Origin of the sequence: Candidatus Enterococcus ikei (assembly GCF_017316105.1) — a bacterium.
In the GTDB taxonomy this organism is placed as follows: Bacteria; Bacillota; Bacilli; order Lactobacillales; family Enterococcaceae; genus Enterococcus_L; species Enterococcus_L ikei.
In genome coordinates, this window is the sequence record NZ_JAFLWD010000037.1 from 26,099 (window position 1) to 50,019 (window position 23,921).

The following is a 23,921-nucleotide window of genomic DNA, read 5'->3' on the forward strand; positions in this document are numbered from 1 at the left end:
ATAGAAGCAATCAGAAATCCTCTGGTTGCTTCTTTTTTGTTCTAAAAAGGAGAGATCAAAATGATTCGTATTCGTTCCCCTTAAAATGGACGTGATATAAGCACGTTCTTCCCCAAATTAAATAGAAGGAGAAAAATTGATGAAGAAAAAAAGAACGAAACATACACTTAAACAGCGAATGAAACAATTTGGTAGCCTATTTGGATTATCGATATTAGTAATAGGCGGACTGGCAGGACTTCCCCCTTCTAGAAGTGAAGTGGCAAATGCGTTAACTTTACCCGAAGGTGCAACACAAGTTGGGACAATTAATAATGCACCGGTTATTAAATCACCAACCGATAATATGGCTAGTCAAAAATTCCAAGATATTTTGGCAGGACTACTTGAAGGTGCTGGTAACCCCACTTATATTATTAATCAAGCATCGTGGGGATCTAGCACGAGCTTGGCTAATGGAAAACCATTATCAAGTATTAGTTCTGCGGCGACCACAATATTAGGTGCAGATGGGTTCTTACCGAATGATTCAGCAGTGGAAATTCCTGTAGGTGGAAAAGCACTCGTTCGTAACGTAGGAACAGCTATGAAGCCTTCAGATGGTTCGCTTGTTCCTATTTCATTAGGTATCACGGTAAATAGTGCGGTAGAACCTGATGGGACACCATACGAAACAGTTCTAATGGGCGCAAAATCTCAAAACAGTGTTATTACACTTGGTTGGGGATCCATTGTTCGAGGTGGTGAGAACACGGGCGGCGGCCAAACAGAAGGCGGAGGTACAGGTGGAGAGTCTTCTGATGGAACACTAATGGGATATATAGAATCAATTTCTTATACGTTAACTTTTCTCAATAGTGATACAGGGCAGCCATTACCAGAAAATGACACGTTAATGCCAATAAAAAATTCAGATATCGATGCAAATCAATTAGCCACAATGGATGGGAACAATGTTTTAGGCTATGTACTATCACCTGATACGGCACTCACACAAGTTGGCAATGGTTTCCGTTCAACTTCCAATGGTGCAATCAACGAAGATTCTTCTGATCTAACAGAAAACAGTTATGTTGTATTGAAAAAATATAATAACAATGCCGTACAATATAAATACATGGACGGTGCAGGAAATCACTTGGATATTGTGTCTGGTCACTTTGGAAATACGCCATTTAAGATTAGTGATCTAGTTGGTGGCTATTTAGAAATTGACAAATCTACCATTCAATATGGTAAGGATAACTGGAATCAATATTACTCTTTTGATAAGTTAGAATTTGATGTTATCAACAAACAAGGAAAGATTGTTGATACTTTGAAGATTGATAAAAATGGTAAATCAACTAAAAGTAAATTATTGCCGAATGGTGAATATACACTACGTGAAAAATCAACAAATTGGGCTAGTAGTGGTCAAACAATTCGCCCTGATACAACCGTTAAAGTAGAATCAGGAAAAACAAATACTGTAAAACTAAAGAATACAGCTGTTACTGGACAAATTACAATTAAGAAGTCAGGTGTTGAATCAGGGAATGACTTGTGGAATGAACGATATAGCCTAAAAGGAAATAAATTTGAGCTGAAATCTGTTACCGATGGGAAAACATATCCCCTTACAACAGATGAAACAGGAACAGCGGTTAAAAAGGATCTTCCTTTAGGTGAATATACAATAACTGAAATTAGTTCTTCCGCAGGTTTTGCCAATACGTTTAAACCACAAACGGTTAAATTGACCTATAAAGACCAAAAAACAGAAGTTGTTTTTGGTGAGGTAAAAGGAACGAACCAAGAAATTAAAGGTCAAAATTTACTACAAAAAGAAGATGTAGATACAGGACTTGATCAAAATGGGAAAGCAGTCTTAAAGTCAGCGAAATTCCAGCTGTTTTATGATGATAACTCAACAGGATCAAGCAAACACAAACAAGGTGATCCAGTAAAATGGACAGATACACCAAAACCTGAGCTATTAGCAGGCGAAAAAGTCACTAGTGCTGTTATTGGTGGGAATAAAGTTGATTTCGGTGGTCAAGTCGTAGTCGATGTAGACGACGAAAAACTGACAGCTGCGGTAGGAAACTTACCACTTGGGAAGTATTATTGGTATGAAGTCGATGCAGGAGAAGGGTATGTCACAGATTCAATCAAACATACTTTTGAAATTACGAAACAGGACGATAAAACGTTAGTTACAGTTACAACGGATACAAACAGTAAAAACCGTGCAATCGATGCAGCAATCAAACTCAATAAAATGTTTACATTACCAGAAAATGAAGGTTCTTCAGGATTCAACGATATCGAATTTGTCGCTAATCCTTTAGAAGGAACTATCGCTGAACCAGTTACGATGATCACAGGAGTTGATCCGGTGACAGGTGACGATGGATATGCGTTGGGCAATTTAGTTTATGGTGACTGGGTATTAGAAGAGAAAAGTGAACCAGAAGGTCGTAAAAAGATCAGACCAATCTATATTCACATGGAAACAGATCAAGAAAAAGACATTCTAACGATCAGTGCCAGCTACAATAAAGATTTCTCTAAGCCCTACTCTACACGTAAATTTGCGTTACAAGACAGCAGCACAGAAAAGAACCCTAATAGTAAGGGAACTGTTGGCAGCGTAACAACTGAAAAACCAACTATCAGCCTGTCTACTCTTCATTTTAACAACAATCCTGAGACACCAAATGAACCAACGCCGCCAACACCACCAACAAAAGATGTCACTAAAACGGATGGTGGGGAATCAATCAATGAAGGCAATGTTGCTTTAAATTCTGATTTCTTCTATGAATTGAATTCAAGCATTTTACAACCAAATCGTCAAGATACAACCAGCTGGACGATCAATGATGATTATGACGAAAATTTTGATCGTTATAACGGAACATTCAAATTATACGCAACCAAAGACTTTGACTCTTACAAAGCAGGCGATGAATTACCACAGGATTTCGTCAAAGCTGAAGATAAGAAAGGCAAGGTCTTATTTACTGCTCAAAAAGCGTTCTTAGACGTTGTAAATAAGCATAAGGACAAAGAAGTAGGATTTACCGTCCACGCTTCCTTCTATCGTTTTAAAGACTCTGACAAGGTTGTAAACACATTTGTAGAAACGATCAATGACGTAAAACAAGATTCAAATGAAGTTTATACAAAAACGCCGAAACCTGAACCACATAAATTCGATTTATCTGAAGAAAAGTTTGATTTAACAGGAGACAAACTTTTAGACGATGATAAAGAAATGAAGGATCGGTATGAAGAGTCAAACAAAGATCCATACAACGATAAAACGGACAATAACGAAAAAGAAAACATTAATACGACTGAAGTTAAGCCAGAACAAACGCTTGTTTATCAATTGTGGTTAGATACAACACCATTTGATGAAACCAGTGAACTAACTTATCTACGTATGGTCGATAAATACGATGCTGCTTCAGTAACAGTCAACAAAGACAAATTGAAAATCTACGATGCTAAAGGAAACGATGCAACGAAGAACTTCAAATTTGAAGACGACGGAAAAGGCACATTGACTATTTCAGCGAATGTCTTCAAAAAAGCGAAGAACTCTAAAGGGGAAGAGGTATCTATTGTAGATACTGAAAAAATTCCTTTAGGTCAGATTTATAAGATCGATGCGCCAATGACAGTGAAAAAAGAAGTGAAAGCTGGAACAGATATTATCAATACAGCAAATCAAGAGTGGGCCGATTCTGATGGCACTGAAGATAGTCATATCACTGAAAAACGAGTGAATAAAGTTCCTGAAGGGAAAGAACCTAAAAAAGAAGAATCAAAAAATCCAGTAGAGAAAGTTGCTGAAAAGGTTCTTCCACACACCGGTGATAGTCCAACTAGTATTTTTGTTAAAGTATCAGGCTGGATTATTGTTTTAGGCACCATTATTTATTTCACAGTTCGATCAAAAAGAAATCAACAGATTGTAAACGATGAAGAACCGTTCTAATGAACGGTTTTTCTTTTTTATTGGGAGGTGAATATATGGGAGCTACCATTTTTAAGGAAGGGAAAAAGAGACAAAGTTTAGCTGTTAGGAAAGACGATGTATTTTTGCAATTCAATGACAATTGGACACGTTTGAAGTATATCCAGTTAAATGCGAATAAAGTCATTGAAATGCAGGAAAATCAGCTATTAGGAAAGGATAAATTACAAGAATACAATGAAATTTGTTTGATTCACGCGAAAAAACGCTTGTGTATTCCTATTGTACAGGGAAGTTGGCGTTATTGTGGTCATAACGATGGTGGACTACGCTTCTCTATTCCTAATAATGTTAGAATCGCCAAAGCAGAAATGCATAATTGGTACTTACGATAAGTTGAAAAGGTGGTTAAAAAATGTATCAAGAATATTTAAGTGAAATAGATAAGGTTCCGTTATTTTCAGTTGGAGAGATTATTCTTTTGGTTTTGTGTGCTTCTGTTGTGCTTTTGTTGTTTGTATTTTTTCTCCATGAAGGTACGTTTTATGCAGGTCATTTCTCATTCCAAGCGTTTATCTTAGTGTTTCTTTTTTGCATAGGTATCGTTGTTCTTTCTACGCTTAAACAGAACTATGCAATCAACCATATAAAAGAATCTTATAAGAAAAAAGTACCGATTGAATGGGTAACAAAATCTGAAGAAGATTTGTATTCAATGGACGTTCAAGATAAATATGAACTACAAGGATCAGGTGGCATATTTTTGAATCAAATTTCAAGCAAAGATTTTACAGACTATCGATATGTTGTAAAAACAGAGAATGGCTATCAATTGAGAACCTTGTCTAAGCAGTATTCGGGCGTATCTGAAGAGGATATTTATATTCAAGAAAAACCTGAAACTGTTTCACCTAAAATTATTCTTGAACAACACCAATATAAAGAAAAAGAATTCAACAAAGTATTTGATGCCGATGAAAAAAGAGTGATCTTTGTCGTTCCAGAAGGTACGGTACAAACAAAATTTGAAGAAGGAGTGATCAAATGAGCAATTTTGGATTGTTAGAAACGACTAAAGCGCAAGGATACGAAGTTTCAGTAAGAGGAGGAATATGGTTATGGTACTAGATTTAAGTAATAATAAGAAAGAAGAGAAAAAGGAATTCTCTTTTGAAAAAACAGAAGAAATCGCAATTTTATCAAAAAATAGAGGTGGCTGGACAGTTGAATTGAATAAGGTCTCTTATAATGATGGGGACCCTGTCTATGACTTGCGGTCATGGTCTCCTGAAGGGAAAATGGGTAAAGGAATGACTTTGACTGATCAGACTTTAGCAAATCTTCTTACAGTTTTAAAAGCGCATTTATTAGGAGAACTGCCAACTGAAGAGACAGAAACTCCTTCAGAAGAAATTACTGCTCACTTGCCGGACGACTTTTAAAGTAGAAAGGGGGCTGTTCTATGAGCCAAACACAACAAGAAGCCTATCAGGTCATGTTTAAGAACACACCGCAAAAATTTTATCAGGCTGTTCGTATGCTTTCGATGATGAAGCAGGCAGCGAAAGCTAAAGAACAAAAAAAGCTTGATCAAACGACTCGTGAAAATGACTGGGAAAAGTTCAAAAATCTACGGAATGAGTTGGGGCTCCCTGAGCCACCAGAGCTAAAAGCTAAATTTACGGAATTACCCAGGGATCAACGCTTAGAATTGATTCGAGACTGTGAAAAAAAAGTCATGGTTCAAGCCGGTGAAAAAGAATATGAGTTTATGATCACTAACAACAAAATGTTGGCCGAACCGCAAATATTGAATAAAGATATGAACCTGGATCAATTAAAAAATATGATGACTGAATATGGTCTTCAATTCCATATAAAGGAGCTTCCTGATTTAACGAAGGAGCTTCATTTTTTTTCAAAAGATGCCAATATTGCTGCTCGTGCGATTGATCGGACGTTGGAAACGATTCTTAATGATCCTGGTACCGTCACAAAGCCTACGTTTGAAGCTTTAATGAAAAAAGCAATTGAACAAACGAAAGAAAAACAAGAAGCTGTGAAAGAAACCAAAGAAGCAGCAACACCTAACTTGACGGACAAAGCTTCAGAAACGTCCAAAGAGACAATGGAGACATTATCTCTGTTTGATGATGTGAAAGACGGGATAGAGCTATGACAAATAAGCAATCTTTTGCACCCTATGCTGTTGTAGGGGGAATTAGTGCTTTTGTGGCCAATCGAGCAGCTGAGCTTGCGATTAATGCACCTGAAGCAGAGCGGATATTAGCAGCCATACAAGCGCCAGAAGACATTGTCTATAATCCCTTTCACTTTTCAATGGAATCAACCCCACTGCTCGTATGTGGGGCTGTTTTGGGTGTTACTTCATTGGCTTACTTAATGAGAGATACACGAGAGTATCAGCCTGGACAGGAATATGGGACTGGACGATGGGGTACTCGAAAAGAAATGAAAAAGTTTAGGAACAAGAAGAAATTTTCCGATAACTTGATTCTAGGTGAAGGCTGTTTCAAAAATATTTATGAAGGAAAAAATCCTCGCTTAAATCGAAATAATAATGTGATTGTAGTCGGTGGATCCGGTGCATGGAAAACAACGTCTTATATCATGTCTAACATTGCCCAAATGAATTCTAGCTTTGTTTTGACAGATCCAAAGGGTCAAACCGTTCATAGAGTGGGGAAAATGCTTGAAAGAGACGGCTACAAAATAAAAGTGGTTGATTTTGATACGTTAACAAATACAGATCACTTTAATCCATTTGCTTATGTGAACGATGAAATCACGTTGAAGAAAGTGATCAACGCATTGATTGAAGCAACAAATGCGGACCATGAGAAAAAAGGGGAACCGTTTTGGGATCGATCGGAAGAGATGCTTATCACTGCCCTGTTCGCTTATCTATACTATCGTTATCGTGGCACAGATACGATTAAAGGTGATGGTGTCATGCCTAGCCTTGATCAGATTGGTACTTTGATTCGATTACTAAAACGTGAAAACAAAGACGTAGAGAGTCCGTTAGAGTTTATGTTCAACAACTTTGCGGAAGAATTTGGAACAGACAACTATGCGTATCTGCAATGGCAGAATTTCGTTAGAAACTTTGAAGGAAAAACACGTGACAGTGTTCTTGCTATTACGATCACACGCTTCTCGTTATTTGATCTAGCGCAAGTTCGTGACTTTATCAAGGATGATAATTTGGAAATTGAAAAATGGGTCGATGAAAAGACAGCTGTTTTCTTAAAGATTCCAGATATGGACGATACATTCAATTTCCTTCCATTATTGATTTTCTTACTAGCGTTCCGAACATTGGAACATAAAATCGATAATGAACTCGGTGGAAAAGCCACCGTTCCAGTTCAATTTTTAATGGATGAATTCGCCAACTTAGGTAAAGTACCGAATATTAAAGAAGCATTATCTGTTTTCCGTAGCCGACAAATGAGTATTACAATCATGCTTCAAAATGTCAATCAGATCATAGAAATGTACAAAGATAGCTGGAAGAACTTTTTTGGTAACTGCGATTCCTGGGTGTATTTATCCGGATCAACGGAACCAGAGACACAGAAACTTTTCTCGGAAACTGGAGGAAAGAAGACTATCTATATCAAGGAACGTGAACGAGGAGGCTTTACACGAAGTAAGCCACATGGAAGAGAAGTTATTACGGTTAGTGAAGTTGGCGAACTTGATCGACTTCATTCTTTGGTCAAAATTGCTTCTGTACCAATGTTTAAAGTACCGAAATTTAATTACATGAAACACCCGAATGCAAAGGAATTTGGCCACAAAGAAGGAGATCCAAATTGGTATGAAATCAAACGATACCGTAATAGTTTGGAAATGTTTGAAGCCAATATCAAAAAAGAGTCGTCTTCAGAACCATTAGTCCTAGATATTGATTGGGCTGCTTAAGCAGCAGAAAAAAAATAAAACAAACATGAATGGAGAATATATTATGAAAGTATTTTTAAATGGCTTAGCACTAAAAACAACGATGGTAGTCGCAGCAAGAACAAACGCAACAGATGCAGGAACAACTATTGCTAAAAGTATTCAATGGTTTATTACAGGTGGTGGATTACTGATGGCTGTTTGGGGCATTGTGCAACTGACTCAATCTGGACGATCAGGTGACTCACAAGGGAAAATGGAAGGCTCATGGTTAGTAGTCGGTGGTGTGTTACTGATGGCTATTGGGGCTGGATCAATGCTATCAGGTGTATTTTCAAATCCTCCAGGAGCATAATTCTGTGAAAGAAAACGAAAGGAGGATTTTTGATGGATTTAGTTCAAACTTTAACGCAAAGTATGGGCGATTATTCTCAAAGTACGTTGAATTGGGTCAATAATATTGTATCCAATGCAACACTAGCCGTTGGGCTTTATATGGTGGGAATCTTGTTAGTGTTAGATATCGCTAAAATGTTTGAAAAAGCCAATGCTTCAAATGGTGGAACAGTGACCTTGAAAATGTTTCAAGGTCTGGCTTTTCGAGCAGCATTGGGTGCAGGAATGGTCGGTTTGTCGAGTGTTATCTTAAAATTCATTTTATTGATGGGCATCGGTTTTGCCAATTTGATTTCACAAAATGCGAATGGCGCTTTTGATGTTCTTTCCCTTCCGACAGTTGAGATGTCTACGGATATGCTTTCAATTTTAGGAAACTTGTTAGAAGCATTTTTGAATCCTGATGCGGCTTTAAAGAAGGCAATCATGGTTCTGTTGTTAATGATCGTTGGATCATTAGTCACTTTAGGAGCGTTTGTAATGGTGTGGGTCATTGTTATGTTACGTTTTTTCCAATTATATATAATGTTAGCGTTAATGCCTATTCCAATGGCTTCGTTTTCTTCTGAAGAACATGATCATATTGGGAAGACGTATTTAAAAAAGATTTTAGCCTATGCCTTTCAACCTGCCGCCATTATGCTCGTGTTTGGGATTTATCATTTTTTGTCAAAGATTACACTAGATTTGACAGGATTAGGAAATCCGCTTGATATGGGTATGGAGGTTGTGTTTTTCAAGAACCTAATTTTAGCTATAGTCTTCATTATCGTACTATGGCAAACTCATAAAAAATCGTCAGAATTGTTTGGAGTGTGAGGAAATGGAAATTAAAGTATTTAAAGATACCTCGAAGAGAGAATCTGTCACTGGCGGATTGACAGGCCCTCAATGGCTATTAATCTTAGGCATATCAAGTTTTTTGATTCTAGATATTTTGAACGCTCTTTTTCAAGTTGTTCCAGTATGGATTGTAAGAGTGACGTTCTTTCCTATAGTGGGTTTGCTTGCTGGTATAGCCTTGTTTCGGCCACATGGCATGAGCTTTTTTACTTGGTTAAAGCTTTACTTCAAATTTAACACAACGATTCAAACGAGAACTTACCAAAAAGAAGGAGAAAGGAACATAAAATATGAGCCAAAAGATTTTAAGAAAACTAAAGCGTTCAAAGAAACAAACAGAACTAAAACCAAACATTCAAGCCGCTAGTACACAAAATTCGTTGTACTACTCAGAGTTGTTTGAAGATGGTTTAATGCATGTGGTAGAGAACACGTTCTCTAAGACCTATACATTGGGCGCTATTAACTATACAGCTGCTCATTTAGATCAACAAAAAAATATTCTTTCACAATACACGCAGGCACTTAATTTATTATCAGATAAAGATCATTTCCAACTCTCTTTATTGGTTACTAAAAATCCTAAAGGGGAATATATGAAGGAAATGGCTTATCCTTTGCAGAATGATAAAGCCGATGTATTGAGGAAGGAATTAAATCAAATCCTAGAAGATAATTATGATATGGGACGAAACAATTGGAAAGTGGAACGTTTCATTACATTATCAACACAAGCAACTACTATTCGGAACGCAAATAAGCGATTGTTGAACATTAGTGAGGATTTTGAAGATGAGCTTTCTTCAGTAAGAGCTACATTTGAGGAACAAGACGGTATGGAGCGGTTGAGAACGATAAACAAGATCCTAAGACCTGGAAAGCCGTTATACGGAAACTATCATGCAATTGAACAGACCAGACGTACAACGAAAGATTTAATCGCTCCTGGTATCTTGGAATTTAACCAGCCAGGTAAAATTGATTTCAAAATGGATGAACATTATGGGCAAGTTCTGTACTTAAGAGACTTTCCTAAGAATTTATCAGATAAAATGTGTAAAGAATTGACGGAAGCAGAGGCTCAAATGGTGATCACCATTCACGGATCACCGTATTCTGTCGCAACAACCAATAAAAAGCTTCGTGACGAAGCGACTGATCTAGAAACAGATGTAATCAAGCGTGAAATGAAAGCAAGTGAACGAGGATACTCTACGAAGCATATTGCTAGAACTGTAAAAGAATTAAAAGAAGACGTGGATGAACAAATCGAATTTGTGGAAGAAACTGGCGATAAACAGTTTTCTTCCACTTTTTTAGTCTATGTGTGGGATTCTTCAAGAGAAGAACTCTATCACCAAATTGATAAAGTGAAGGCTGTAGGCGAAAAATTCGGTGCAGTATTTGAGCCACTTTATTTAACACAAGAACAAGCACTGAACGCTAGTTTACCGTTTGGAAAGAATTACTTAGGGTTTGAACGAACCTTTCTACGTGACTTGATCACGCCAAACCTTTCAATCAATTCTCCTTTTACCAGTCAAGATGTGCAACATAAGGGTGGGATATACTATGGAATCAATCTTTTATCCAAAAATAATGTTGTGATCGATCGAATGGGTGATGCACTAAAAAATGCCAATGGTGGTATTATGGCCGTTTCTGGTGGTGGTAAATCATTTGCGGCAAAAGACGAAATTATCCCTATCCGACTGAAAAATCCAGAGACAGAGATCATTATTTTGGACATGGAACGGGAGTATATTCACTTAGCGGATGAATTGGACGGTGAGGTCGTGACAGTAGCTCCTGGTAGTGATACGTCCATTAATATTCTAGAACTTGCGGACGAGAAGTACATGGAAGCAGGGGATAATCCAGTGGCTATTAAATCCAATTTCTTAATCAGTTTGATTGCACACCTTGTTGGTCATACGTCGGCTACAGAACGAACAATTATTGATGATGTCACACAAGATACATTCAGAGAGTTCAAAAATCCAACACTTCAAGAATGGAATGAAGTGCTGAAACGTGATACGAGTGAGGAAGCGCAAAAACTTGCTAAAGCATTAGGCTTGTATATCACAGGTTCATTAAATATGTTCGCTAAAGAATCAACGATTAATGTTAATAGTAATTTTACAATCTATGATATGTACTTGTTAAAAAATGAAATGGCAACATTCGGTTATTTGGCTATCTTGGACCGTGTATGGAATAAAGTAGTAGAAAACCGTGCTAGAGGAATCGAAACACGTGTGTATATTGATGAGTTCCAGGTGATTATTAATCCGTCTCAACCAGAAGTATTGCGGACCCAAGCAGCAGAAATATATTCACGTATCCGTAAATATAATGGCTGTCCAACGTTTATGACTCAATCGGCAGAAACCATGCTTTCTACAATGGAAGGCCGGTCTATTATGTTCAACTCAGACTTTCTTATTCTACTGGAACAAAAGGGGGAAGTCCTCGATGCATTGGTAGAACGATTTAAGCTAACTGAAAAAGAAGCCAATTATCTACAAAAGAATAAAGCAGGAACAGGGTTAATTATTGCAGGCGGACAGGTGATTCCCTTCTCAAATCTGATTCCAAAACAGACGAAACTATTTAAATTGATGGATACAAGTTATGAAAGTTCACGTAAAGTCCAAAGAGCGGTTTAAACTTCCCAAAAAACAAGGATCAAGCTTTAAGGGAGAGCCGAAGTCCTTAACAATTCGTGCTGGAACCATTGCAAAGCTTAAAGAAAAAGCAGCATTTGGATCCACCAATCAAAAGAAAAATATAGTTAACGAGAAAAAAAGCAAGCAGAAAAAAGACGGTAAAAAGGATCATTCTTCTTTTAGCGAAACAAAAGCAGAGCAAAAGAAACAATCTACAAAAGACTCTACAACAGATGTGAACAACAAAAAAAAGCAGCAAAGATTCCAAAAGAAAAAAGAATCTAAAAAGGCTGAAGCATTTAAAAAGAAGCCTAAATCCCCCTCTATTTCGTCTAGTATAGCTAAAATTAGCACGAAGCAATTTTTAGATAAAAGTTTTTCAGCCTTAAATCAAGATGGGGAAAATGAAGGGCTAGATAAATTCAAAAGTACGGCAACAAACAGCAATAGGTTATTTAAGACAGCTAAGAAAACACGTGGTTTTATAACGAAAAATGAGAAGTTTTCTAAATCTGTTACGTCAGGAAAATTGAAAAACTTACGCTTTTCAACTGGAAAAGAAGGAAAAACGGCGAGAAAATTAGCCAATAGGACTCTAAAAAAATCAATGAAACAAAGAACAGCGTCTCAGATTGGTGCAACAATCAAAAAGACAGTTGTTCAAGGGATAAGTAAAGCCGTAAGTGTGGCAACAGCCAGCAGCCCTGTTGGTTGGATTGCGTTAGGTATTGGTTTACTTTTACTCCTAGTTATAGGTATTACTTTGATGGTTGGCAATCAAAGTTCCTCTGCTTCAGATAATGGATCAGTTTATGTAAAGCATTGGGATGGAAAAGATGCGTATCATTCGTCTCTTTTGGCGCAACGATATGGAATTACGGCCAAACAAATAGATGAGTTTATAAAAAATGAAGGATACACGGTCGATGAACGAGCAACAGGAAAAGAATTTATTCGTTTGCAATCTCTTTCAGGAATCGATGTACGAATGTTGGTTGCTTTTGCGCAAATGGAATCCTCTTTTGGGACAGCTGGCGTGGCCAAAGAGTTCCCGAAAGCGAATATATTTGGGTATGGGGCGTTTGATAATGATCCGAATCAAGGCGCTTCATGGGACAATACACGGGCGGTTAAAGAATTCAGGAGTACGCAAATTGATAACTTTGGGAACAAAACGATTGCGATCATGGATGATCGTGCCAGAGCCTATCATAATAATACATTAAAGCCTGGTCAGTTCGTGTATTGGACCGCTTTAGACGCAGGTAAGCCAAGAGCAGCAATCGCAGAAAAACTAGATAAGTGGATTGATGATCATGGTGGCACACCTGATCCACCAGGAGGCTTTGGGCCGACAGGTGGCGGTGGAGCTGGATTAGCTGTGCTAGATAAATTGTTAGGTCAATCTGTTTCCGGGGAGTTTGGTGGTATGTCGGGTCAATGTTACGCTGTAACAGCTTATTATGCTCATTCGATTACACCAGAAATTATCTTGAAAAATGGGATTAAAGCAAGCGAAATTGGCAACGACTACCCCTGGTCAAGTTGGAAATGGACAGTGGTGAAAAATCCTAATTATAAAGATATTCGTCCAGGAGATATCATCAATTTTCATGCCGGAGCGAATATGGGAACATGGGTTGCGGACGGAGAATATGGTCATACAGGTGTAGTAGGGAAGGTTTTGGGGAACAATCAATTCTTATTGTATGACCAAAATCCAGGACCATTGAAAACATGGACGGTCACTTACGTATCTGGCGGAATTTCTTCTGTGATCCACCCACCAAAATAAGAAAGGAGAGAATTACTTATGCAAGATAAAAAGAAAATGAATCTATTATTAGGGATAGGATTTACACTGTTTATAGCCTTCTTAGTTGGCTTATGTTTTCTGAGTATTCGAGTGATGGATTCAAAGAAACAAATTGTATTGCCAGAAACAACTCAAACAACAACAAATGAAACAGCTCAATCAGAACAGACAACCAGCAGCATGAAAGAAATCACGGAAAATAGTGAACTAGAAGAATTTTTAGAAACCTATTTCACATGGGAATTAACAGAGGAATCGGTGAGTGATCGTGCAATTAAACTTGAAAATATGATGAGTGCAACCTGTTATGATCTGACAGAAATTCAGTCAGATAGGGAACAATTGACGAAAATGATTCAAAAGTATGAAAAAACGAAGGAAATCAATACGTCTAATTCCATGCAGCTGGTATCTAGCAAATATATTTCCTCACAGATTTATCAGGATACCAAAGATTCTTCTTCCTATTATGTAAAAGTAAAGGTTGAACAAAAAGCACCGTATCAAGAATCAGCCTTTCCAATGTCAGAAGATGTTCGTATCACTTTAAAAAATGGAAAAATTACTCAAATCAAACCAATAAATTCTACTCAAAGGAGTGATCAACATGGGCAAGAAAAAGAATCAAAGTAATTTAGAGCGATTTAAAGTTCGATTAGACGAAGCTATTGTGAAAAGAGACAAACTGAATGACGATATAAAAAAGTTGCGACAACAAATCACTGAAGAGGAAAGCAAAGAGTTCCGTTCTGTTATCGAGGAAATGAAGCTATCCTTTGAAGAAGCACTGGTTCTTTTACGAAAAGGAACGAACGATTCTGTGTTAGGAACCTCTTTTTCAACGAATACTCAGTCTTCAGAAACAACTAGTTCAAATCCACTAGAGAAGGAGAATGGCCATGAGACTGTTTAATCGAAAACCAAAATTTGTATATGAATTTTCAGGGGGCGATTCTTTTCACGAAAAAGAGATTGTGGATCCACATGAGCTAGTCAAACACATGATCGATGAAGATAATCGGTTTAGGCGTGACTACCTTGAAGGCAGCATTACTGTGTCAAAAGTGAAGAATGATAAGAACGGGAAAATTTATTATGCCGAGCAGTTTGATTTACCACAAGATGAGGGTTTTGATTGGTTAGCTGCATTATCTTCTTTTTTCGTTAAAAAGCCGCAAGAGTACGATTTTAGCTTACTCTCTTCAGAAAATGAAGAAAATCCTTTGAATCCCGATAAAGAAACAACTGAAACTACGCTAGAAACCAACAAATCTCTTACATTGGAAGACTTTGAAGCAACGCTTCAATCTGATTCCTCAACTCAGAACGACGAGTTATCAGCTGTTCCTAGTGAAAAACAGGCTCATGAGGAGCCTGTTTCAACTATTCAAAGTGAAGTAGCTACTTCAGTAGAAGACGAAGCAGAGGTGGTTCAACTCACGAAAAATGATTACGAAGCCTTAAGATCAGCCATACAGGAACAAAAAAAGGAAACGGAGCGTTTGCGTGAAAAAATTAGCCAAAAAGAAACGCCTTCAGTAAAACCAGAGCCAATCCCTGTAATACCAATTGAAAAGGAAGCCCCTTCTGTGATCGAGAATCTTTTTGTACAGGAAACTGAACCGCCTAATGTGTTTGTTCCTGATGAACTTGTTCCAGGTGTTCTTCGTTCAACTCAAACAGAAATTGATCAAGTTCTTTCCCAATTTATTCAGACAGAAACAACAAAAATCGATGAAGAAATCCAACAATTGGATAAGCGTGATCAAATTTCAGGCATTATTTCAGAACGTTTGCAACTAGAAGAAAAAGAGCAGTTAAATCAGCTGAGTCAACAACAAGCAACCAAAAAAGATCAGCTGCTTCAGGAAGAAAATCAACGTCACCAACAAAAGGTGCAAGAGATTGAACGTTCCTGTGAAGAGGAATGTCAGAATAAGGCTGCTGAAATTCGGTCTATATTTGAAGAAAAAATCACTACAAGTATCAAAGAAGAGTACGACAAGCAAACAGATCAATTAGTACGTGTTTTTCAAGGGAAAATGGAAGAACTTCAGTTACGCCAACAAGCTATGAATGATGGTTTAGGTACTATTCTTAGAGAGTCGCTAGAAAAATTCAATCAGCAGCATAACCAGGTGATCCAGGAAGTAGAGAGAAAAAAGCAAGGTTCACCAATTAATTTGGAAGAGCAGCGAAAGCTGAAGCAAGCATAATGTAATGAAAGGATACAGAAATTGTGTCCTTTTTTGGTGTATTGAAGAGAATTCATGATTCGAGGTGAATATGTGTGACGGAATATAATCCAAATCGACTCGTAGAAAAAGCTAAACAAAAGAGCATTTTAGACGTTGCAAGTTCTCTTGGAATGGAATTAAAGAGAGAGGGGCGTAATTATGCATGGACCGAACACCCAAGCTTTAAAATAAACCCTGAAAAAAATTATTTCTCCTGGTTCTCAAAAGGAAATGAACTGCTAGGAAAAGACGTTATTGCAATGGTGGAAGTCGTAAACCAAATGTCTTTTAAAGAAGCGTTACATTATCTACTAGAAGCAGAAGTAGGGACATTTGATGTGACAAAGGTTCCTAAAAAAGAACCCTTTAAATATAATGTGAAAGAAGCTAAAACTTTTGATTATGCACGAAACTATTTAAAAGAAGAACGAGGTCTATCGGATGAAACGATAGACTTTTTTTTATCGAAAGGAGTGATGGTACAAGGGATCCACAAGGATTTTGAAACAGGGAAAACGGAGCCAATGATTGTATTCAAGCATTTAGACATAGACGGAAAGGTTGTTGGAGGTGCTAGGCAAGGGATTTGGGTTAACAAAGAACTGTATCCAGAGAGAGGTCGGCTGAAGAAAAATTTGTATGGTAGTGGGACGACAGGGTTTGTAGTAGATATAGGTGATCGTTCTACTTTCAAAAAAGCAACGATTGATCAACCTTTTAAAGTTTATGCCTTTGAAGCGCCTATCGATATGTTGAGTTACTACGAATTACACAAGGATACATTGAATAACTGTCGATTAGTTGCCATGAACGGTCTAAATAAAGGCGTGATCTCACGAGCAATCGTTGAGGCTTTAGCAATTGATTCTGATCATGTAAAAAGAATTGAAAAAGAGGTGAGATTAGAGCATTGGCTACAAAAAGTGGACGATGTGAATAGTAAGTTAGGAAGATCATACAGTCAATTAAAAATTATTTTAGCCGTTGATAATGATGAAACAAAATTCAATCCAAAAACAGGAAAAATTGAAACGCCTGGCAAAGATTTCTTTGAAAGCTTTGGACTGAATGACATTGAAGTAATTCCACATATGCCTAAGTGTCATGCAGGTCAGAAGAAAAATGATTGGAATGACGAGTTGAAGTATCAAAAAGGCTTGTTGAAGGAAAAAGAATCAGAAATAACCCTTCAAAGCCTTATCGCAAAAGTTCAGGTGAAATCGGATCCAGTGGAAACGTTGGGTATGGAACTGTGAGAGGAGGTGAAAAGAATGGAGGAAGAAACATTCAATACAGGTAGTTTTAACCAGTATTTATTACAGCTGATTCAAGATCACCAAAAAGGACCCATTAGTGACTACAATAAAGGCGCTGTAGCAGCCCTTTTAGAAGTGTCTGAAGAATTCCATAGACTAGTTGACGAAATGGACAGTCAAGAAGATCCGCCAGTTGTAGAGGGAACCACAAATGATCCAATAGAAACAGATAATGACTAAAAGAAGGGAGTTTAGTGCATGGAAAATCAATTAACTTCTTTGATGAAGCAAAAATACGGAATGACCAAATCTTCCAAATTGGTCTTTACAGAAAAAGATACGTTATATACGTCATTCCGAAAACTTGCGGACAATATTTACAAAAATGGTGAATGGTCACCTGAAGATGAACGAGCTGCTGTTGATACCATGATTCGGAACCAACAAAGTCTTCCAGTTGGGCAAGAAACACTGACATGGCGTTCAAAAAATACAGAAGAACCGCAACCATTAACCATTACTATTCAAGAATTGTCTGAAAAAGAAAAAAACTACTTTGAAACAAGAATTGACAGTAATCGCAGTGGTTATAAAGTAATTACTACTAAATATGATGAAATTAGTGGAGCTGAAGAAGCAAAGGAAAATTTCATTTTTTTAGATCCAACAAACAAGTCCGGAACAAAACACAATCGTAGATACTATTATAATGCTGACTCAGACATTTATTGGGATGGTGATAGAGTAGATACTCGAACTTATTTTTCTGAAGGAAACATGAATCGAGCCATTGGTTATGATAAATTACAACGTGATATCCTGAAAGTCTACGATTCTCGATCAGAAGAGTTATCTGAAGAAGGGTTAAGTAGAACCTATTTAGAGAGACTTCTAAGAGATTTAACCAATCCAACGTATTCGGGACAAAAAGGGTGGTCAATCTTTAGAAAAAATGAGTATGGGGAATTGACAGACGAATTTTTAGAAACGCTGCCTCGAGACGAAAGTGTTCAATATTGGCAAGTTCCTCCAACAAAAGAACAATTGGAGGAAGGTCGATATGATAACTTTAACTGGAGAGATATCTCTACCGCTCCAAATGATCCAAATAAGCTGAATTTAGACAAATCACCTTATATCCTTGAAAGTGCTGACGGGTTGAGTCGTAGATTTCTTTATCCAGACCGTATTAGAGAATACCGTGTTCATAATCGTGCAGTCGATTTTATTAACACCTATATTCAGGACACTTATGATGTTTTTCTTCAGAGAGAATATGAAAAGGATATTGAAAAACAAGTTCGAGCTAGTGCGTGGCAAACAAAGAAACATATCAATAAAGAGACACAAGAATTAATGGATCATACAAGCCTAAATGATCATTTTGGTTTTATTGAGGTAGATAATCACGTTGATTTGGAGCTGTTTGGTCAATTTGAGAAAGAAATGAATCGAATCAGTGCTTTATTACCCAAAACACAATCAACCGCTGATCTACGCTTAAGAAAGCTAGGAAATTATCATGCATTGGGAATCTACCACCCGTTCACACAAACAATAGCAATTGATTTTAGGGACTATGGAGATTCAATCGGAGGAATTGGAATTCAATCTTTCGTTCACGAATATGGCCACTTTCTAGATTATACAAGTGAAGAGAAGCTGTTGAGCTTACAGGAAGATTTTCAATCATTTGTGGCACGGTATAGATCGAATATAACAAAATTACCAAGTGATAGTATTGTTCGGAATAAAGCAGACTATTATGGTACACCAACAGAAGTGTGGGCCAGAGCATTTGAAATCTACGTTTCAGATACAGGACTGAAAAGTATTTTCTTGAAGTCAGCTGATGATTATAAAATACAGGATGCTTACCTGACATTTGATGAAACGATGAGAAATGAATTATCAACTTATTTTGATCAGCGGTTCCCTGAACTGAAGAAATCAATTACCCTGGTAAATAATCCTGAAATAAATGTTGAAAATGAGCTAACTGAAGAGAAACCAAAAACAGAGGAGGAAGTAAACGTGGCTGAAAAAAGAGATAAGGATTTGCTGGAGCAGGAAAATGAACAAACTGAGGCAGATATATCAGAACTTAACGAACTGAATGCACAACAAACAACTGAACAGGATCAATCAAAAGAGAATTCGACAGGTGAACAAAACCTAGAGAATTCTCTTTTTTCTGAGAATGAATCAGCTGAAAATCGTTATTTTCAAGTGGAATTTAATGAATCAAACCCTGATATTGGAATCAACCGGTATCAAGGAGAGATCGTGACACCAGAATTGATTTCAGAATTTCAATCATTGGAAAGTTTAGCAGCTGATGAGTCAAAATCTTTTAAATTCTATTTCGATGAAGTTGTTGATGGTGACGTTGTTAAACACCATAGAATGGACTTAGGAGATCAAGAAGGAATTAACAAACCGATGTATGGGTTGCTAAGCGAAGGTGCAGTGAGCAAACGAAGAGCCATGCAAATTAGACCAAATAGAGTTGTTGTTGGTGGAAGAACTACTCAAAGAAAAACTACAATGTCTGTAGACGATCAACAGATCGATCGTTATTTCCGTGTAGAGTCCAATGAAATGGATCAACGAGTATTTTCTAAGGATTATAGCGGTCAAGTTGTCACAAAAGACTTTATTACTGAAATGTATAAATTAGAGGGAAGAGCTACGTATCCAGAACCTTCAAGTAAGTTTGTATTTGCTGAAGTAACGAATGGAGAGGTTACTGATCACGCTGAAATTGAAGTTGGCCGAAGCTTTGCTGAAAATAAATTAATCTATGATCGATTATCTGAAGCAGCAGTGAGTCAAGAAAAGGCAGCAACCCTTGAACACGTGCCACCAATTCAACATTCTTCTACTGAACTGAAAGAAACAGTGGCGATTAATCCTGATTTCAACAAGATTATGCAAGCCAGCTCTTCTGAGTATCTCAGTGATTTTAAACTGGCTTTAGACGAAGTGTTTGATGTTATGGGAGAAAAAGAAGAAGGAACGAATCAATATCTCACACGTGCCGAAATCGACTCATTATTAGATGAACATTTGACTAAAATCGAAAAAATGATTTCAGGCTATACAACAGCTGCTGCTTCATTAGAAAATGCAACGAAAGAGCAAAAATCAACATTCCTACAAGAAATGTTGAAAAATATTAAAGCTGAAGTAACGCAATTCAAGGAGAACTTGCTGCGTACAATGACCACTAAAAAAGACAACGTGATTTACAATGTTCAAGATAAAACGGACACGTTGCGAATCAATGTTAAGAATTCGATCAACAGCCGTATTCTAAAAGTAAATGACTCTATTAGAAAAATTGTTGAAAAAGTAGATCAAACATTTGTATTGGAAGAGAAAGAATTGCGCTCGAAAATCGATTCTAAGACCACAGAGGAGCAAGTAAAAGAAACGACAGAACAATCTGTTGAAACTCCTGAAAGTCCGTTAGAAGAGAAGATAGAGCTACCAAAAGAAAAAGAAGAAGCAACGCAAACTCCTATTGAAAATGAACACACGTTAGAAACAAAAGAGGTAGACCAGGCACCTACTTCAAAAGTAGATGAGGAGAAAGAGATAGAGCAATCTGTTGAACCAGCTACAGAAGCTTCTATCGAGAAAATTGATTCCATTCCTGATAACAATCAGGCTACTCAGGAAATTGTTGAGAGTGGACCAGAAAAAAATAATTATGCGCAACAGATCGAACAGTTAAGTAAACAATTAAATTTGACAATTACTGATGAAGACAGAAAAGCGATTGAAGGTTTGTCTACAGAAGAAAAAGAAGGTTTGATCCAGGAATTAACTACAACTATTTCAGAAAGTTCAAAATCAGTTTCTACTGAAGAACCTGAACTTGAAGTTGGATAAAAGGAGGCGCTTAGGATATGCCCACATTATTTCCTGAAGATTATGAAAAAGCAGTGATTGCCAAAAAACGAAAGTTAACTAAGTTTTTTAAAGAAGGAAGCGAAGTAACGGCATTGGCTATTGCTCTTCATGCACATGAAATTTATGACTATCTAAGGCAACAGGGCGTTGAAAAACCTAATCGTCTATTTGTTGAGGCATTTCAATATGCCTCAACTACTTTAGATGTTCCTTATGATGTTATTGATGAAGCATTTTTAACTCAAACGAAATTAACAGAAAAAACACTTTTTGACGTTTCAAAAAAGTTTAATCCCAAAGCAACGCTTCCTCCAGTTAAAGAATTACCACTAGTCCCTATTACGATTGATTTTTATAAAATTGTTGTTGCTCTTTTCGAGAAGCTGCCTGCTTCATTTTGGGAACAGTTCCGCAAGAAGGATAATGTACTTTCTAAAAATATTAAGCAACTGTATGATTTAGAAACACTTTTACAATCATTCTTACAAGAGGTATGGTCAAAAACAAAAGCAGAAATAGAAGCTAAAAAAGAACCGACTCTTGAAGAAGCTCGCCAAATGTTTCTCGCCTATTTTTACCGAAATGATCAGAAGTATTACCGAAAAGAAACACAAGAAATGTTGTTGAATTGTTTTAATAAATGTTTGGAAGCACACTCGACAAAGAATGTTCACCTCGATGAAACGCTCAAACGTCTGCTAGAAGAAAGCGATTCGGAAGGAATTGCTGCTTATGTAGTGGATCACTTAGATGATTGGACCGAACAGGAAAACTACAAGCGATTCTTAAGAAGTATTAGTAAAACGAAAAACCTATCTTTAATGAATCAACTGCTATTGCTTTACCAACGTTCTGAAGCTGCTGAAACAAAAGAGGTACATGATTGGATTCGAGAAGTACGTTCACTGAAAGAAGGAGCAACGCCTATTTTTCTTTTTGGAGAAAATGCGCATAAAGTAAACGGCGATACGGGAGAAATTATTGAAGAAAAACGGTTATCGTTAACAGATCATGAACAACTGCCGATCATTCCCTATTTTGAAAAATCAGATACGGAAGGAAGAGGAACAAGAAACAAAAATGAAACAAGCCCCACTCAACTATTTCTGATTTTTGAAAAGATGAGTAAGCAAGAAATCATTTTTGATCGAGTGGAAAAATCTACGGTTGATGCCTATAAAATTCGGTTGAAAGCAGATCAAAGTGAGCAGCAAACGTTGCAAGATTTGCTTGTTTGTCTCATTGAAAAAGAAGAGCCTGAACGTGATAAAATCATACGTTTTGAAAATCAAAGCGTAGCTTCAGTTCTTTGTATGGTATTTGGTCTTGATCCATTGCCACTTGATTTTGAGGTGTTAGATAACCTTCGGTCACTAGAAAATGGCAAAGTAAAAATTCAACGTGTATTAACAAAAGTAATTTTTAGAAGTGAACAATTCTTACAAAGGGTTGAAACACACTTAAACGAAAAAAAACCTATAAAAATTCGTGCAACGTTAGAAGAAGAAATCAAGCAAGCCAGAGAATTACAAAGTCAAGCGATGGCTAATATTTCAACCAGTAAAGAAAACAAAGCAGAGAAAAAATCAGATACGCCGTTTAGCATGAGCGACTATTTAGAAAAATTCAAAGATGGAACAGAAGGCAATAATGATGATGGAAGCAATAAAAAAGCGGCCACTTAGTCAGTATTATTTATGGCGTGTTTGTCAAAATTATACTGAAGGTGAGAAAGAGGATTCAGAGATCCTTACAGTAAAAAAAGTGATTGGCCAATTAAAAGCAGAACGACGTAATCTTGAAAAATTAAACAATCAAACGATCAGCGTTCATATTTCAAGTTTAGCTTTTTTAGAAGAGGCGTTGAAGGAACTGTCAGAAGAATCGTTACAAACGCTCTTACTGGAAGTTCAAAAAAAGTATTTGCCTAGTGAAGCAGTAAATGAAAAGAAATGGGGTTTGGGGCATGCCCCAAAATTAAAAACAAAAAAAGGCAAACTTGAAAATCTGTGATTTTCAAGTTCTGCTTTTTTTATTTTTTTCGTAAGTGTATATACACTTGCTATGCTTGCCACAGACGAGCCTCCGCCCTAGGGCGGACGGACTTTGGCTCGATTGTGCGACAAAGCTTTGCTTTGTCAAGCGATTTTGATTGTTAGCTTTTTAAGAAAATGGGGTCTTACGTATGGTAAAAAAAGTAAACAGATATAGAGATAAACCAATTTTAGTTATGGTTACGTCGCAAGAAAAGAAACAGATCATTGCTAATATGAGAAAATCCGGATTAAGAACCATGACAAATTATATCCGAATGATGGCACTTAACGGTAGGGTCATTCAAATCGATTTCACAACGCTGAAAGAATCGCTTGCTGAAACAGGTCAGTATGTATATGAGCTAAATAAGATTGGGAATAACTTGAATCAAATTGCACATAAACTAAATCAAACAGATATTGTTGAAACTGAAGATGTTCAATTTCTTGTTTCAGAGTTTGCGAAAATACAAAAAAATTATGAACGAAGTCAAAGAATCTTACTTCAAGAAATTCAAAAAATTACTAGGAGTGAGTAAAATGCCGACAACCAAAACTCTTACTATTAAAGAAGAACGAAATTTGAAACATGCAATTGAATATATTCTTGATCCGGAAAAAACAAAAAATCAAACGTTGACTAGTGGCTATAAAATCAATGCAGTGAACAACGCTTTTTTTGAAATGAATTTAACGAGACAACTAGCTGAAAATGTCTTAGGACAATCAAACAAAAAATCCAATGAGGAAGTTATCGCTAGGCACATTGTTCAATCATTTGATCCCAATGATAATTTAACACCTGAAGAAGTTCATGAGATTGGCCGACAAACAGCACTTGAATTTT

At 36.9% G+C, this 23,921-nt stretch carries 21 protein-coding genes; all 21 read left to right on the forward strand.

Annotated features, from left to right (window positions below; translation table 11 throughout):
• Positions 1–139: 139 nt before the first annotated feature.
• On the forward strand, positions 140–3,991 hold the full coding sequence (locus tag JZO69_RS14285; protein ID WP_207113508.1) for an LPXTG cell wall anchor domain-containing protein: 3,852 nt from the start codon (positions 140–142) through the stop codon (positions 3,989–3,991).
• Between the two features lie 35 nt (positions 3,992–4,026).
• Positions 4,027–4,365: a hypothetical protein gene (locus JZO69_RS14290; protein ID WP_207113509.1), complete on the forward strand. Its 339-nt coding sequence runs from the start codon at positions 4,027–4,029 to the stop codon at positions 4,363–4,365.
• Between the two features lie 20 nt (positions 4,366–4,385).
• Positions 4,386–5,018, forward strand: a complete 633-nt coding sequence (locus JZO69_RS14295; protein ID WP_207113510.1) for a hypothetical protein — start codon at positions 4,386–4,388, stop codon at positions 5,016–5,018.
• Between the two features lie 70 nt (positions 5,019–5,088).
• On the forward strand, positions 5,089–5,412 hold the full coding sequence (locus JZO69_RS14300) for a YdbC family protein (RefSeq protein ID WP_207113511.1): 324 nt from the start codon (positions 5,089–5,091) through the stop codon (positions 5,410–5,412).
• 20 nt (positions 5,413–5,432) lie between these two features.
• Positions 5,433–6,149: a hypothetical protein gene (locus JZO69_RS14305; RefSeq protein WP_207113512.1), complete on the forward strand. Its 717-nt coding sequence runs from the start codon at positions 5,433–5,435 to the stop codon at positions 6,147–6,149.
• Entirely contained in the window at positions 6,146–7,921 is a 1,776-nt protein-coding gene (locus tag JZO69_RS14310; protein WP_207113513.1) for a VirD4-like conjugal transfer protein, CD1115 family, read from the forward strand. Before JZO69_RS14305 ends, JZO69_RS14310 begins: the two co-directional genes overlap by 4 nt.
• A 43-nt stretch (positions 7,922–7,964) precedes the next feature.
• Entirely contained in the window at positions 7,965–8,255 is a 291-nt protein-coding gene (locus JZO69_RS14315) for a hypothetical protein (RefSeq protein WP_207113514.1), read from the forward strand.
• A gap of 32 nt (positions 8,256–8,287) precedes the next feature.
• The gene (locus JZO69_RS14320) at positions 8,288–9,115 is read left to right on the forward strand and encodes a hypothetical protein (RefSeq protein ID WP_207113515.1); all 828 of its coding nucleotides are present in this window, start codon (positions 8,288–8,290) and stop codon (positions 9,113–9,115) included.
• A gap of 4 nt (positions 9,116–9,119) precedes the next feature.
• Entirely contained in the window at positions 9,120–9,506 is a 387-nt protein-coding gene (locus JZO69_RS14325) for a PrgI family protein (RefSeq protein WP_207113516.1), read from the forward strand.
• Complete coding sequence (locus JZO69_RS14330) at positions 9,430–11,811, forward strand: VirB4-like conjugal transfer ATPase, CD1110 family (RefSeq protein ID WP_207113517.1); 2,382 nt, start codon at positions 9,430–9,432, stop codon at positions 11,809–11,811. Before JZO69_RS14325 ends, JZO69_RS14330 begins: the two co-directional genes overlap by 77 nt.
• Positions 11,777–13,606 carry a CHAP domain-containing protein gene (locus tag JZO69_RS14335; RefSeq protein WP_207113518.1) on the forward strand — a complete coding sequence of 610 codons (1,830 nt, stop codon included), beginning with the start codon at positions 11,777–11,779 and terminating at the stop codon, positions 13,604–13,606. Before JZO69_RS14330 ends, JZO69_RS14335 begins: the two co-directional genes overlap by 35 nt.
• An 18-nt stretch (positions 13,607–13,624) precedes the next feature.
• Complete coding sequence (locus tag JZO69_RS14340) at positions 13,625–14,260, forward strand: hypothetical protein (protein ID WP_207113519.1); 636 nt, start codon at positions 13,625–13,627, stop codon at positions 14,258–14,260.
• Positions 14,235–14,540: a hypothetical protein gene (locus JZO69_RS14345; RefSeq protein ID WP_207113520.1), complete on the forward strand. Its 306-nt coding sequence runs from the start codon at positions 14,235–14,237 to the stop codon at positions 14,538–14,540. Before JZO69_RS14340 ends, JZO69_RS14345 begins: the two co-directional genes overlap by 26 nt.
• On the forward strand, positions 14,527–15,843 hold the full coding sequence (locus tag JZO69_RS14350) for a hypothetical protein (RefSeq protein WP_207113521.1): 1,317 nt from the start codon (positions 14,527–14,529) through the stop codon (positions 15,841–15,843). Before JZO69_RS14345 ends, JZO69_RS14350 begins: the two co-directional genes overlap by 14 nt.
• A 74-nt stretch (positions 15,844–15,917) precedes the next feature.
• A complete protein-coding gene (locus JZO69_RS14355; protein WP_207113522.1) occupies positions 15,918–17,120 on the forward strand; it encodes a toprim domain-containing protein in 1,203 nt (400 codons plus the stop codon).
• A 15-nt stretch (positions 17,121–17,135) separates the two neighbouring features.
• Positions 17,136–17,360: a hypothetical protein gene (locus JZO69_RS14360; RefSeq protein WP_207113523.1), complete on the forward strand. Its 225-nt coding sequence runs from the start codon at positions 17,136–17,138 to the stop codon at positions 17,358–17,360.
• Positions 17,361–17,378: 18 nt separating this feature from the next.
• Positions 17,379–21,017 (forward strand): LPD1 domain-containing protein, encoded by a 3,639-nt coding sequence (locus JZO69_RS14365; RefSeq protein ID WP_207113524.1) that lies wholly within the window; start codon positions 17,379–17,381, stop codon positions 21,015–21,017.
• 17 nt (positions 21,018–21,034) lie between these two features.
• Positions 21,035–22,723, forward strand: a complete 1,689-nt coding sequence (locus tag JZO69_RS14370) for a hypothetical protein (RefSeq protein WP_207113525.1) — start codon at positions 21,035–21,037, stop codon at positions 22,721–22,723.
• Positions 22,692–23,051 carry a hypothetical protein gene (locus tag JZO69_RS14375; RefSeq protein ID WP_207113526.1) on the forward strand — a complete coding sequence of 120 codons (360 nt, stop codon included), beginning with the start codon at positions 22,692–22,694 and terminating at the stop codon, positions 23,049–23,051. The genes JZO69_RS14370 and JZO69_RS14375 overlap by 32 nt, the downstream gene beginning before the upstream one ends.
• 172 nt (positions 23,052–23,223) lie before the next feature.
• Positions 23,224–23,613 (forward strand): plasmid mobilization protein, encoded by a 390-nt coding sequence (locus JZO69_RS14380; RefSeq protein ID WP_207113527.1) that lies wholly within the window; start codon positions 23,224–23,226, stop codon positions 23,611–23,613.
• A gap of 1 nt (position 23,614) precedes the next feature.
• On the forward strand, positions 23,615–23,921 hold a 307-nt coding region (locus JZO69_RS14385), incomplete at its 3' end, for a relaxase/mobilization nuclease domain-containing protein (protein WP_207113528.1).